Source organism: Aeromonas sp. QDB25, assembly GCF_027707725.1.
Taxonomy (GTDB): domain Bacteria; phylum Pseudomonadota; class Gammaproteobacteria; order Enterobacterales; family Aeromonadaceae; genus Aeromonas; species Aeromonas caviae.
The window spans coordinates 101042-114563 of sequence record NZ_JAPCIZ010000006.1 but is presented as its reverse complement, the minus strand read 5'-3'; the positions used below and the strand labels follow the sequence as shown (position 1 = coordinate 114563).

Genomic DNA, 13522 nt, shown 5'->3' with positions numbered 1-13522 from the left:
ATTTGGTCGAAATTTATCGAAATATATGCGGGGGATCCTGGCGAGTGCAAACTACCCGATGCACACGAGTGTGCTGGAAGGGGTGAACAACAAGATCAAAGTGATAAAGCGCATGGCATATGGATTTAGGGACTCAGAATACTTTTTTCTGAAAATCAAGGCGGCCTTCCCCGGAAAGCCGCGATGAACCTTTTTCTTTGCCTGCGCGGCAACCCCCTTCCACTCGCCTGCGGCGTCTCGCCACCCGGCAGGAGGCAGTAAAAAGCCCGCCAACGGAGCGGGCTCTTGGCCGTGTCAGACGGCCATCTGCTCGTGGGGCGCGCCGTTGTGGCGCAGCCACACAAAGCTCAAGGCCACGATCAGCACCATCACCGTCATGATGGCCCCCAGGGTCACCTGCCCCGTCATCGGGAAGCTGGCGGCCAGCAGGGTTACCACGCCAGCCCCCAGATTCTGCATGCCCCCGAGCACGGCTCCCGCGGTACCCGCCTGGCCCGGGAAGGGCTCGATGGCACAGGAGGTGGCGGTCGGATAGAGAATGCCGCTGCCAATGAAGTAGACCGCAGCCCCGCCCACGAGGGAGGCAGCGCTCACCATGCCGAGCAGCCCGGGTACCAGGATGATGAGCGATCCCAGGGCCAGGAAGGCGATGCCAAGGCGCATCAGCTTGCCCTGGCTCAGGCGAAAACTCAGTCTGGCGGAAAGCCAGGCGCCGAACAGATAACCGGGCAGCGGCAGCACGAACAGCACGCTGACGGTGCGGGCACTCAGCTTGAGCACGTCCCCCAGCAACACCCCGGCCGCCGCCTCGAACACCGCGAGGCCGGCAAAGGTGGCCATCAGACAGAGCAGGTTGCCCTGAAAGCGCGGGTTGCCGAGCACATGACGATAGGCGGCGCCCACCCGCAGCGAATGCTGGCGGGCGGATGCTGGCAGCGTCTCGCCAAACCAGGCCAGCAACGCCAGGGTGGTCAGGGCACCAAAACCGAACAGGAACCAGTAGCCGGCACGCCAGTTGAACAGCTCGGTGAGCCAGCCGCCCAGCACAGGTGCCAGCAGAGGGGAGAAGATGACCCCCATGCTCACCAGGCTGTTGGCACGGTTGAGCTCGGCGCCACTGTAACGGTCGCGCATCACGGTCCGGCTCATGGCGCCCCCTGCCCCGGTGCCCAGCCCCTGGATAAGGCTGCCCGCCAGCAAGGCGGTGAAGCTCGGGATCAGCTGGATGGTGAGGGTGCCGACCAGGAAGATCATCATGCCGATGATGAGCACAGGGCGACGACCGATGCGATCCGACAAGGGGCCATAAACGAACTGGGAGAGGCCGTAGGGAATGAGGTAGCAGGCCATCACCGCCTGCAGTTGGCCGGAGGCCACATGGAAGTCCCCCGCCATCATGGGAATGGAGGGCACATAAAGGGTCTGGGTCATCTGACCCACGGCGACCATCAGAATGGTCAGGAAAAACAGGGGATAGAAGCTGTGCCGATACATACTGTCGTCCGAAAAAAATCAAAAAGCCGCCACCCTCCGGGCAGGGATCTGCAGGAGGTGTCTGACAAAGGTCGTTGAAGAGGAACAAGGCGGAGGACCCGCACCCGCCAGCAGCAGGACGCTCTCTGGCTTACGACAATCTTAGTGATTCATATCACAAAAAACGAACGAAACTTTATAATCTGCTTACCCAAGTTTTTCTAATGCGACGGGGCCCAAGGCCCCGTCACTGTCATCTCATCATGGGGGAAGGATTCATCCTGTCCCCTCTTTACCCCACTCTTCTCACCTCGGCCGACGCGCCTTCGAACATGGGGGTACCCGCCTCCCCCAGTCTCAGACAACGAGGAGCAACCTTGCCGACCAGCCCTTCGTCATGGGTCACCAGCAGCAGGGCGCAGCCTATCTCTCCCAGTTCCTCCAGCAGACAGGCGATGGTCTGTTGCTGGCTCAGGGGATCGAGCCGGGACGTGGGCTCATCGGCGAACAGCAGCACGGGGCGCAGCAACAGGGCCCGGATAAGCGACAGCCGCTGCAGCTCCCCTCCCGAGACCTGGTTTGGCAGGCGCGTCAACAGCCGTTCATCCAGCCCCAACCGGGCCAGATAGTCGACAAGCCGATGGCGAGGCAGCCTGTGCAGACGCAGCACATCATCGAACTGGGTGGCGAGGCGTACCCGGCTGGCAAAGGCCTGCACCGGATCCTGATAGAGCTTCTGCCAGCGGCAGGGAGCTACCCCTTCCCGTCGCAGCACCTCCCCTTGCAGGGGGCGTTGCAGACCCAGCAGCACGTTGCCGAGGGTGCTCTTGCCCGCGCCGCTCGGCGCCATGATGGCCATTCGCTCCCCTTGCGCCAGGGCAAGGTCCAGCCCCGTGAACAGGGGTTGAGCCCCATATCCCATGGCAAGCCCCTTTCCGCGGATGAGCCAGTCACCGGTAGGAGGGACGGCCGCCTCGGGCCAGGCGGAGGGCTCCGCCGCCAGCAGGGCCCGGGTATAGGCATGGGATGGCGTGTGCAGCACACGCTCGGCGGGCCCCTGCTCCACGATCTCTCCTCCCTTGACCACCAGCACCCTGCCCCCCAATGCGCGAGCCAGGGAGAGATCATGAGTGATGGTCAGCAGATGGCGTCCACGGGCCAGGTAGCCCAGCAACAAGGCACCCAGCCTGGCTGCGGCCCGGCTGTCGAGCCCCTTGGTGGGCTCGTCAGCCACCAGCAGACGGGCCTCCCCCAGGGTGGCGGCGGCAAAGGCCGCGCGCTGAGCCATGCCTCCCGAGAGCTGGTGTACAAAGGCGCCCTCCCGCCCGGCCAGTCCAAGCCGCTCGAGGGCGGCACGGGCCCGCGATCGGGCCTCCTTGCCGCCTGGCAGCCACCCTTCCTCCACCTGGGCAAGCAACCCCATGGTGGGATCCAGCGCCAGCACCGGCTCCTGGGGCAGCATCGCCAGCTCCCGCCCCCAGAGAGTGCGCAGGCGAGGCGTGTCGGCCAGGTTGTGATGGCGGCCACCCGACACCATCTCGCCCCGGCCTGTCAGGGGGGCTGGCAACGTGCCCATCAGGGCATGAGCCAACAGGGATTTGCCCGAACCGCTCTCCCCGATCAGGGTCAGGGCGGTGCCGGGATGAATGGTGAAATCCAGCGCCTGCAACAGGGTTTTCTGGCCATCATCGACCTGCAACCCCTTGATATGAATGGCCGTCATGAGGTGGCTCCTTGTGAAGATGGCATGTCAAGGCCGCGCGTCTGATGAAGCAGCACCAGGGCCAGCAACATCAGCCCCATGACAAGAATGGGGGCCAGTAGCAGACGGGGAGCCTCCTGATAGTGGGGCAGCGCCTCCGTCATCATCAGCCCCAGCTCCGGCGTTGGCGGCTGAATGCCCACTCCGACAAAGCCCAGGGTAGAGAGGGTTAGAATGGCACCCGCTAGGCCGAAGGCCATCATGGTGAGCAACTGGGGGGCGAGCTCGGGCCAGAGATGGCGCCGCACCACATGGGCATGGCCGAATCCCAGCAGACGGGACGCCTCCACCTGGGGCGAGGCGAGCAGCCCCCGGCTGCGGGCACGCACCACCCGGTAATACTCCACCCACTGGGCCATGGCCAAGCCGAGATAGAGGATGGCAAAGCCACCCTGGGCCATGGCGGAGAAGAGCAGCACCAGCAACAGGCCTGGCAGGGCCAGCACGCCGTCGGCCAGGCTGCGCAGCAGACCGTCGACCCAGCCGCCGCGCCAGGCCGAGAGCCAGCCCAGCAATGACCCCAACAGCGCCGCCGTGATGACGCACAGCAGTCCCAGCAGCAGGGAGAGCCGGGTCGCCGCCGCGAGGCGCGCCATCAGGCTGCGCCCCATCTGATCCCGCCCGAGGGGCTCCTGCCAGGAGGGATCAGCCAGAAACTGTGCCAGATCCTGAGCCGCCGGATCGGGCCAGAGCACGGGGCCCAGCAGGGCAAACAACACCACCAGCAGGAGCAGGCCCAGCCCCGTTTTGACAGACAACGACATGATCAGGACTCCTTGGGACCACGGGGGTCAATGGCAAGACAAAGCAGATCGGTGAGGGTATTGAGCAGCACGAAGAGCACCGCCAGCACCAGCACGGTCCCCTGAACCATGGGGATGTCGCGCCAGAAGATGGCGTGCACCAGCGCATGGCCGATCCCGGGCCAGGCAAACAGGCTCTCGACCACCACGACCCCCTCGATGAGCAGCACCAGTTGCACGCTGGTGTAGGCGATGATGCTGACCCCGGTGTTGCGCAGACCGTGGCGCCAGAAAACCCGGGCCGGCGAAAGCCCCTTGGTGAGGGCAAATCGGTAATAACCGGACTGCACCACGGTGAGCACGCTTTCACGCACCACCCGGGAGAGCACGCCGGAGAGCCCCAATCCCAGGGTCAGGGCGGGCAGCAGCAGGTTGCTCCCCTCCCCGTGCCCTGCCGCACTGACCCAGCCCAGCTCCACCGAGAGCATCACCATGAGCACCAGGCCGAGCAAGAAGGGGGGCAACGCACGCATCAGCACGCTCCAGCCCAGGGTCAGGCGATCACACCATCCCCCCGGGCGCAGCGCACTCAGGCTGCCAAGCGGCAGCGCCACCACCAGCGCCAGCACCACGGAGGCGCTCGCGAGCGTCAGGGTGGCGCCCAGGTGATGACCCACGTCGGCGGCGACCGGTGCGCCCGTCACCAGGGAGCTGCCGAGATCCCCTTGCAGCAAGGCCCACAGCCAGTCGCCAAAACGGGCAAGGGCCGAGCCGGCCAGCCCCAGCTCGCTGCGCACCGCGTTGGCCGCCTCGGCGGTGACATAGTCATAGCCATAACGACCCGCCGCGATGCGAAAGGCGATGTCTCCGGGCAGGGACTGCACCATCAGAAAACAGAGTCCGGCCACCAGCAGGGCAACCACCAGCGCCTGCACCAGACGCTGACCCAGTATCCCCATGACGCGAGACAAGGGTGTCGCTGTCATCGTGCGCTCCATGTCAACTTGTCCAGGCCATAGCTGCGCTCCTGGGGATCGAGTTCAAACCCCTCCAGCCCCCGACTGACCGCCGCGCTCTGGCGGTACCAGGCGATGGGCAGGAGCGGCAACTCCTGTTGCAGTGTCGTGGCTATCTCCCGGCGAGCCGCAGCGGCGTTTGTGGGCGACAAGGCTTGCGTGGCAAGGCGGGTCAGTGTTTGCGTCATGGCCGGGGAGTGCCAGTTCATCACCCCCCAGTCCGCACCGGCAGGGGCCAAGTCCCCCAGCAACGTGACCAGGGGATCCGGTACCAGGGCATAATTGCGGGCGTAGAGACCAAGCTGGAGCGAGCCGTCCTGATGGCCCGCCGGGATCTCGCTCGAGTTGCCCACCGCCACCTTGAGATCCACCCCCACCGCCTTCCACTGCGCCTGCAGTGCCGTGGCGAGAAGCGGCAGCTCCGGACGGTCAGGGAAGGTACGCAGGGTCAGGGCGAAGCGCTCTTCCCCCTTGCGCAGCACACCGTCCTCCCCCGGCTGCCAGCCTGCCGCCGCGAAGGCCGCCCGGGCCGCCTTGACGTCATAGGCAAGCGGCGTCAACCCGAGCTGGTGCCACTCCCCCAGAGTGGGAGGAAAGAGCTGGGTTGCCGCCATCTCGGGATCCCGCAGCAGGGCGGCTGCCATACCACGACGATCGATGGCGAGACTCAGGGCACGGCGCACCACCGGATCGCTCAGACGGGGATCGGCGCCATTGAGCTTGAGCTGGATGGTCCGTGGCAGGGTGACCGAGGCGATGGAGACCCGTGACGCCTGCTGCAAGCGGCGGATGCTGACCGGATCCAGCCCCCAGGCGATGTCGGCCTGACCGCTCTCGGCCATCAGGGTGCGGCTCTCTGCACGCCCCACCGTCAGGTAGCTGACCTCCTCGATTGCGGGCCTGGCCCCCTGCCAGCCGTCGAAACGCACAGTCTCTATCCGCTGGGGTTGTTGCAGGCGGGTGATGCGGTAGGGGCCAGAGCCTATCACCTGAGTTACCTCCCCCTTGGCATCGTAGGCGGCCTTCGCCAGGATCTGGGTGCTGGGGTGGGCCAGCACGGCCGGCAGGGAGGCGAAGGGTTCGCTCAGGGTGACCTTCAAGACGCCATCTCCAGATCCGATGGACGCAATGGGAGCGCTGGTCATCACGCCGGGCTTGCGCCAGGCCTGTTGCAGGGCAAAAGCGGCATGCTCGGCGCTCACCTCGCTGCCATCGTGAAAACGGGCCCCGGGGCGCAATGTGAATCGCCACTGCAGACCGTCATCGCTACGCGACCACTCACTGGCAAGCCCGGGTTGCAGATTGCCTTTCCTATCGACATCTACCAGGGTCTCCACCACCTGCATGCGAGTAAAGAAGACCCCGTTGCTGGCGGGGTCGACACTGTGGATCTCCCAAGGCCCCACCATGGCAAGCGGTTTGCCGTCGGCTGCAGTCGTTCCTGCCATCAGAGCCAGGGCGAACCACCCGGCTGCGGTGCATTTTTTTGTCATCCTTTCCATCCAAGCTTCATGTTCATCAACCAAAGAGATGGCGTTATAACATAACAATTAATCAGGAAGAATGACTTTTGATTTTTGATAAATGGCTTATTTGAAAGACAAAAAGCGACTGCGATGCAGATCGTCAAACAACGGGGAGTCAAAGGGGAATAAAAAAGATGGCCCGTCAGGGCCATCATGATGGCGTCAGCGAGTCACCATCTGCTGCGCCCGCTTGACCTGATCCTCGGGGCTCTCATTACGCGGTGGAATGGTGATGCCCTTCTGGCAGGCGGGCCTGGCTTCCATGCGTGCCATCCAGGCCTGCAAATGCACCAACCCCTCGATGGAGATACCACTCCAGTCGTGGATGCGCACCCAGGGCCAGGTAGCGATGTCGGCGATGCTGTACTCGTCCGCCAGATACTCATGGTGTGCCAGATGACCGTCGAGCACCTCGAACAGGCGTCGCCCCTCCTTCTGGTAACGCTCGATGGCGGCCGGGATCTTCTCGGGGAAATAGCGATAGAAGACGTTGGCCTGCCCCATCATGGGACCGACGCCCCCCATCTGGAACATCAGCCACTGGATGGCCTGGGAGCGACGCTTGGGATCCTGCGGCAGCAACTTGCCGGTTTTTTCCGCCAGATAGATAAGGATGGCGCCGGACTCGAACACCGCGAAGTCACCATTGTCCCGATCGACGATGGCCGGGATGCGGCCATTGGGGTTGATGGCCAGGAACTCGGGCTTCTTCTGCTCCATGGTCGAGAAATCAAGGGGAATGACCTTGTAGGGCAGCCCCAGCTCTTCGAGGGCGATCGACACCTTGAACCCGTTGGGCGTGGCGGCAGTGTACAACTCTATCATCTTGGACTCCTTGAACGTTCAGGGGAAAGGATCAGGCCTGGGCGCTGGACCGGGCACTCACCCGGTCATGCCAGTCCTGCAAATGGGGCTGTTCGGGGGTGATGCGCAGGCCGACCACCTTGCCAAAATCAATGGTACAGAGGGCAAGAATGTCGGCGATGGTGAAGCGTTCCCCCGCAATATAGGGCACTTCGGCAAGACGGGCATCGAGCTTGTCAAACCAGATCTGAGCCTGTTGCTTGCACTCCTCCCCCCATTCGGGGAAGACCCGCTCCCGGTCTTTGTAAAAACCGGTGATATGACGAAACGCCATACCGATCGGCAACCAGAGGTTGAACTCGATGAAGCGACTCCACATCTCTATGGTGGCGCGCTCCAGCGCGGTGCAGCCAAACAGGTTCGGTTCGGGGTGAAGCTCTTCAAAATAGCGGCAGATGGCCAGGGTTTCACTCAGACAGGTTCCGTCATCGAGTTCCAGCACAGGAATGCGCCCGGCCGGGTTCTTGGTCAAAAAGGCGGGCGCCAGGTTTTCCCCCGCCCCCAGATCGACCTGTTGATATTCCATCTCGATCCCCTTCTCCGCCAGAAACATTCTGACCCGACGGGCATTGGGGGCTCGCCTCAGCTCATAAACCTTCATGTCACCTCCGTCGACGAACACACAGTGAGCCGCTGCGCAGGCCATAGCAAAGCGGCACAATGTCGGTCAGTTATGACAAATATTGTGCCGCTTGAACAGCCCGCATCGAGGGGGAGATGATTAGCTGCTCAGTACCCCTGGTTGGCGCTGGCGCAGCAAGATAAGACGGGAAAGCAGCGGGAAATAGGATTCAAACTTGCTTTGCAGCGCCAGGCTGCAGGCAGGATCCGCCAGTTCGGCCTCATCCAGCAGAATGCCGTTGGAGACAAAATAAAAATGCGGATCCCGGACATCCGGCCCCTGTGGAGCATGTTCATACTGTCGATGCACCAACAGGGGAAGCACCGGCAATCCCAGTGCACTGCCTCCTGCTGGCCAGAGCGGAACAGGCCAGGCAGCCCCCTCTTCTTCCAGCAGCAGGATCGCCGCTTCGTCCTTCGACGGTTGCCACTGCTGGGGCTGCGCCACCCGGACCTCGGTGACATAATCGCTCTCTTCGCTGGCGGCACGCAGTGCGGCCAACACACCCAGAGTCGTCGGCGACGACGGTTTCTGACTGACTAATGACAGATTCATGGCTCATATCCCTATGCTCACCACAGCCTGTTATCCGGCTGTCGCGATAAGACTAGTTGATTACAGGTCTTTATTGGAGCCGTCAGATCTGTCAGTCACCACCCTGACCGAATGAGGGCATAGCAGTTGCTATTCCCGAATATCTTGGTAAGATGTCGCGTCCTTTTATCCCCCGTTCTTTAACATCCAGTGGTGAACCTATGCATCCGATGCTGAATATCGCCGTGCGCGCTGCGCGCAACGCCGGTCAAGTAGTAGTAAAAGCCTTTTCTCAACCCGAGAACATCGAGGTTATCCAGAAAGGCAGCAATGACTTCGTGACCAACGTTGACCGTGACGCCGAAGCGGCCATCATTCACACCATCAAAAAATCTTACCCGGAACACAGCATCGTTGCTGAAGAGTCTGGCGAGATTGCCGGTACCAATCCGGACTACCAATGGATCATCGACCCACTGGATGGCACGACCAACCTGGTCAAAGGCATTCCGCACTTTGCCGTTTCCATCGCTCTGCGCGTCAAGGGCAAGACCGAACAAGCCGTTGTCTACGATCCCATCCGTGACGAGCTGTTCACTGCCACCCGCGGCAGCGGCGCCCAGCTGAACGGCTACCGCATCCGTGTCGGCAAGGCCAAAGAGCTCTCCGGCACCATCCTGGCCACCGGGTTCCCGTTCAAGCAGAAGCACCACATCGAACCCTACCTGAAGATGTTCCAGAGCATGTTCATCGAGTGTGCAGACATCCGTCGTGCTGGCTCCGCCTCGCTGGATCTCGCCTATGTGGCCGCTGGCCGCGTCGACGGTTTCTGGGAAATCGGCCTCAAGCCCTGGGACACCGCCGCCGGTGAGCTGCTGGCCAAAGAAGCCGGCGCCATCGTCACCGACTTCGTCGGTGGTCACAACTACGAAAACTCCGGCAACATCGTGGTGGCCAACCCCCGCGTGCTGAAAGAGATGCTCGGCAAGATCCGCGAAAACCTGCCGGAATCCCTGGCCAAGTAATCCCGGATACCCGCGAAAAAAATGCCAGTCGGTTCGCCGACTGGCATTTTTTATTCCTGACTACAGCGAAAATCCCGCCCCTCTCGATGACTCAGCGGGATCAGATAGTGCCGTTGCGTCCCATGTTGATCACCACCCGGCGGTTCTTAGCTCGGCCAGCGTCCGTTTCGTTGGAGGCCACGTGCTGTTTCTCACCGTGCCCTTCCACCGAGATCTTGCCCTCCTCGATGCCGAGATCCACAAACACCTGCTTGATGGCATCCGCCCGCTTCTCGGAGAGCTTCTGGTTTGGCCAGCGGCCGCCATAGCTGTCGCTGTAGGCGTCGATCACCACCACATCGATGCTCTTGTCTGCCTTCACATAGTCACCGATCATCGCCAGCCGCCGCTTGGAGGCCGGTGACAACTGATCGCTGTTCTTGTCATAGGAGAGCACGCTGAAGGCGATGTCGTTGAAGCTGTAGGGCAGCAAGCCACTCAGGCAGTCCATGAACGCCTGGTACTTGACCCTGAAATTGACCGACGAGAGCGATACCCGCACCGGCCTGTCCTGACGATACCAGTCGCGATACTGGAAAGTCGGCATACGCCCTCCTTCCAGCTCGTCCAGCATGGTCCAGGCGGTCTGCCCCGCCACCAGGCCGTCAAACTGCTGATAGAACTGCAACTGGCTGATCTGACGCCCGGCCACCCCGGGACGCCAGCTGGGGGGCATGATCCCGAGGCTCACTGTCTGGGTACGCGCCTGGGGTCGCTGCCCCTTGAGCTCGAAATCCAGATTGATCTTGCGCCCGGCCCGGCTGACAAAAGCCCCGGTTCCCCAGCGGGGAATAGGATGCTCCAACCTGCACTCCACCTGGGTATCAGAGGTCAGGCGCCAGACGGATTGATCCAGACCGGCGCCAAATTCGGTCACGCCCGCCTGCAACTGCATACTCACTGATATGCTGATCAACCCCAACACCCAAGCATTCAACGGCTTGTCCTCCACACTATCTCGAATTATCTATCGGCAGCGGCAGGACAAGCTTTAGGTCAAAACGCTCAGTGGGGGGAAGAAGGGGCCATCAGCTTGAAGCTGGCGATGCGTCCCGCCAGATCCCGGGCTAGGGCATCCAGTTCGGCACTGTGTTGTTGCAGGGTATGGGAGTGCTGGCGATGGGCCTCATACACGTCACGGATGGTCATCACGTTTTGCTGGATGTCGTCGGTCACGTAACGCTGCTCCTCGGTGGCGGTGGCCACCTGGGCCGTCATGTCGCTCACCTTGCGCACCTCGTTGACGATGTCGGTCAGCTCGCTCCCCGCCCGTTTGGCCTCCGTCACGCTAAGGCCGGCCTGTTCGGTGCCCGTGTGCATGGCAGCCACCGCCTCGTTGGCCCCCTGGCGCAAGCGGCCCAGCATCCGCTCTATGTCATCCGCCGCCTGCTGGGTACGGGAGGCAAGCGCTCTCACCTCGTCGGCCACCACCGCAAAGCCGCGCCCGGATTCACCAGCACGGGCCGCCTCGATGGCGGCATTGAGGGCCAGCAGGTTGGTTCTGTCCGAGATCTGCTTGATGAGGCTCAAGGCCTCCCCCACCGACTCGGTATCCCGATGCAGGCTGTCCACCAGGTGCCGGGTATCCACCAGAGTGCCCGCCACCTGCTGGATGGTGTGGATGGTCTGATCCACCTCCTTGTCACCCTGCTTCGCCCGGCCGATGGCCTGCTGAGTCGCCTGGGAGGTCTGGGTTGCGTTGCGGGCAATCTCCGCGACAGTCGATGCCATCTCGGTGGCGGCAGTCGCCACCAGATCCACCTGCCCGCATCCCCTGACTACGCCGGCATTCACCTCGGCAATGACCTCGGCCGAGCTGGCGGCGCTGCGTATCAGCACGTCACAGGAGTGGCGCACAGCCAGCAGCAAACTCTCCAGGTGCCCGAGGAAATGGTTCAGATCCCGCGCCAGAGCCCCCAGCTCATCCCCGGATCGCCAGTCGACCCGCACGGTCAGGTCATTCTCCTGCACTAGGCGCTTGAAGGTCTGGTGCAGGGCCATGAAGCCCAGATGCAGATCCCGCACCACCCGCCAGCAGACGAAGGTGGTCAGGACGATGCACAGCAACACGCCAGCCGCCCCCCACCAGAAGTCACTGGCACTCCCGCCCCGCATCTGTTCCACCCGCTCGAAGAGCTGCTGATAGAGGCTGTCTTCTATCTCCTTGAGCAGGCCTATCTTGTCGGTACTCAAAGCAAACCAGGCCTCCGCATCGACACCAAAACCGCCGCTGGCCGCCTTGTCCAGGGCCAGTTTCTCCATGGCGGCCACCTTGGCCACCACGGGTGAGGCGAAGCTGTCGTTCAGCAACTGACGCTGTGCTGGACTCGCCACCGCCTGGAAACGTTCGAGATAGGTGTTCTGGGCCGCCAGCAGGGAGATGAACTGCTGCAACAGCGCAGGCGTGAAGCTGTCACGGCCAAAGACGTTGCTGAGCGTCGCCCGCTCCAGCCCCGCACGCTCCTTGCTCTGCAGGAAGGCGGCGTAGGCATTGGTCTGCAGGGCGATGGTGGCATCCATGCTGTCGACGCTTATCTTGTCCACTACCGCCAGCAAGGCGGTCACGAGGCGGGTATAGAAGCCGACCTGTTCCGCCACCTCGACCCCCAGGGCGCTGACCCGCTCACGCATGGCGGTGAGTCCCGCCACTCCCTGCTGCACCTCGGTCAGCGCCAGCAAGGCAGGATCCTGATGAAAACGCTGCAACAGGCTGTCCACCACCTTGCGCTGGGCAGGCAGCGCATCGCGAAACTTGTTGCCGCCAGAGCCGAGGAAGCCGGCCGACATGCCGCGCTCCCGTTGCAGCTCATGGGCCAGCTGCGCCGCCTCCTTCACCACCGCCAGCGCGACCAGGGCGCCGCTCATCTCCTGTTCGACCCGATAACGTTCATAGACGTACCGGCCGGAGAAAAACAGCAGGGCCAACAGCGGCAGACAGACCACCAACATCATCTTGTGTGCCAATCCCAGCTTCTTCATCGTCCTCTCCCTCCATGGTTGACGTCGCCCATTATAAGCACAGGTGTTTCAAAATGGCCCTCTTGCCGTCCCATGGCGGCAGATAAGGGACAAGGGCACGCTTTTTTGCCATAATGCCGCCTCCTTTCACGCCGACCGAGATACCATGACCGACGCCGTTCACACCCTCAAGGGCCGTTTTCGCGGCTTTTACCCCGTCGTCATCGATGTTGAAACCGCCGGATTCAATGCCAAGACCGATGCCCTGCTGGAAATAGCCGCCCACACCCTCAAGATGGATGAGCAGGGCTGGCTCGTCCCTGACCAGATCTTCCATTTTCATGTCCAGCCCTTTGAGGGCGCCAATCTGGAGAAAGCGGCGCTGGAGTTCACCGGCATCGACCCCTTCAACCCGCTGCGGGGCGCGGTGGACGAGAAGGAAGCACTCACCGAGATCTTCAAGGGGGTGCGCAAGGGCATGAAGGAGCAGGATTGTGGTCGCGCCATCATAGTGGCCCACAACGCCACCTTCGACCACGGCTTCGTGATGGCCGCCGCCGAGCGGGCCGGCCTCAAGCGCAATCCGTTCCACCCCTTCGCCACCTTCGACACCGCCGCCCTCTCGGGCCTTGCCCTGGGGCAGACGGTGCTGGCCAAGGCCTGTCAGAGCGCCAATATCCCCTTTGACAACAAAGAGGCCCACTCGGCCCTCTACGACACCGAGCGCACCACAGAGCTCTTCTGCCACATCGTCAATCGCTGGAAGAGCCTGGGAGGCTGGCCTCTGGCCAACCCGGATGAAACGACGGACACCGAAGACGAGGGCTGAACACTCCCAGCCCCTGCCCAGACAGGCTGCCCATGGCAGCCTGTCTGCATGAGGGGACCTGTCTGGGCAAGGAAGAAGGGCCATTTTCCCGGTTCCCGTTCACCGCCAGCAGAAGATGCGTCCCTTGGCCG

13 protein-coding genes are annotated in these 13522 nt (G+C 62.7%); 3 read left to right on the top strand and 10 right to left on the bottom strand.

Annotation, left to right across the window (positions count from 1 at the left end; all coding sequences use genetic code 11):
• Window positions 1-187 (top strand): transposase (locus PG883_RS03845; RefSeq protein ID WP_223916557.1); only part of this gene is annotated, 187 nt, incomplete at its 5' end.
• A gap of 107 nt (window positions 188-294) precedes the next feature.
• Here PG883_RS03845 and emrD read toward each other — a convergent pair.
• From emrD to PG883_RS03805, 8 genes are all read right to left on the bottom strand, one after another.
• Window positions 295-1494: a multidrug efflux MFS transporter EmrD gene (gene emrD, locus PG883_RS03840; protein WP_010675087.1), complete on the bottom strand. Its 1200-nt coding sequence runs from the start codon at window positions 1492-1494 to the stop codon at window positions 295-297.
• 271 nt (window positions 1495-1765) lie between these two features.
• Window positions 1766-3196 carry an ABC transporter ATP-binding protein gene (locus tag PG883_RS03835; RefSeq protein ID WP_270806973.1) on the bottom strand — a complete coding sequence of 477 codons (1431 nt, stop codon included), beginning with the start codon at window positions 3194-3196 and terminating at the stop codon, window positions 1766-1768.
• Entirely contained in the window at window positions 3193-3999 is an 807-nt protein-coding gene (locus PG883_RS03830) for an ABC transporter permease (RefSeq protein ID WP_010675089.1), read from the bottom strand. Before PG883_RS03830 ends, PG883_RS03835 begins: the two co-directional genes overlap by 4 nt.
• A 2-nt stretch (window positions 4000-4001) precedes the next feature.
• Window positions 4002-4964 (bottom strand): ABC transporter permease, encoded by a 963-nt coding sequence (locus PG883_RS03825; RefSeq protein ID WP_029314710.1) that lies wholly within the window; start codon window positions 4962-4964, stop codon window positions 4002-4004.
• A complete protein-coding gene (locus tag PG883_RS03820) occupies window positions 4961-6487 on the bottom strand; it encodes an ABC transporter substrate-binding protein (RefSeq protein WP_010675091.1) in 1527 nt (508 codons plus the stop codon). Before PG883_RS03820 ends, PG883_RS03825 begins: the two co-directional genes overlap by 4 nt.
• 195 nt (window positions 6488-6682) lie before the next feature.
• Entirely contained in the window at window positions 6683-7345 is a 663-nt protein-coding gene (locus tag PG883_RS03815) for a glutathione S-transferase family protein (RefSeq protein WP_010675092.1), read from the bottom strand.
• A 31-nt stretch (window positions 7346-7376) separates the two neighbouring features.
• A complete protein-coding gene (locus PG883_RS03810; RefSeq protein ID WP_010675093.1) occupies window positions 7377-7985 on the bottom strand; it encodes a glutathione S-transferase family protein in 609 nt (202 codons plus the stop codon).
• 120 nt (window positions 7986-8105) lie between these two features.
• The gene (locus PG883_RS03805; protein ID WP_029314712.1) at window positions 8106-8561 is read right to left on the bottom strand and encodes a hypothetical protein; all 456 of its coding nucleotides are present in this window, start codon (window positions 8559-8561) and stop codon (window positions 8106-8108) included.
• 200 nt (window positions 8562-8761) lie between these two features.
• Here PG883_RS03805 and suhB point away from each other — a divergent pair, with 200 nt between their 5' ends.
• Window positions 8762-9565, top strand: coding sequence for an inositol-1-monophosphatase (suhB, locus tag PG883_RS03800; RefSeq protein ID WP_010675095.1), 804 nt, complete (start codon window positions 8762-8764; stop codon window positions 9563-9565).
• Window positions 9566-9665: 100 nt separating this feature from the next.
• On the opposite strand, the gene PG883_RS03795 is transcribed toward suhB, so the two are convergent.
• Window positions 9666-10541, bottom strand: a complete 876-nt coding sequence (locus PG883_RS03795; protein WP_174217494.1) for a flagellar protein MotY — start codon at window positions 10539-10541, stop codon at window positions 9666-9668.
• Window positions 10542-10609: 68 nt separating this feature from the next.
• Window positions 10610-12583, bottom strand: coding sequence for a methyl-accepting chemotaxis protein (locus PG883_RS03790; RefSeq protein ID WP_010675097.1), 1974 nt, complete (start codon window positions 12581-12583; stop codon window positions 10610-10612).
• Between the two features lie 145 nt (window positions 12584-12728).
• On the opposite strand from PG883_RS03790, the gene rnt reads away from it, so the two are divergent.
• Entirely contained in the window at window positions 12729-13391 is a 663-nt protein-coding gene (gene rnt / locus PG883_RS03785) for a ribonuclease T (RefSeq protein WP_010675098.1), read from the top strand.
• Window positions 13392-13522: the final 131 nt, after the last annotated feature.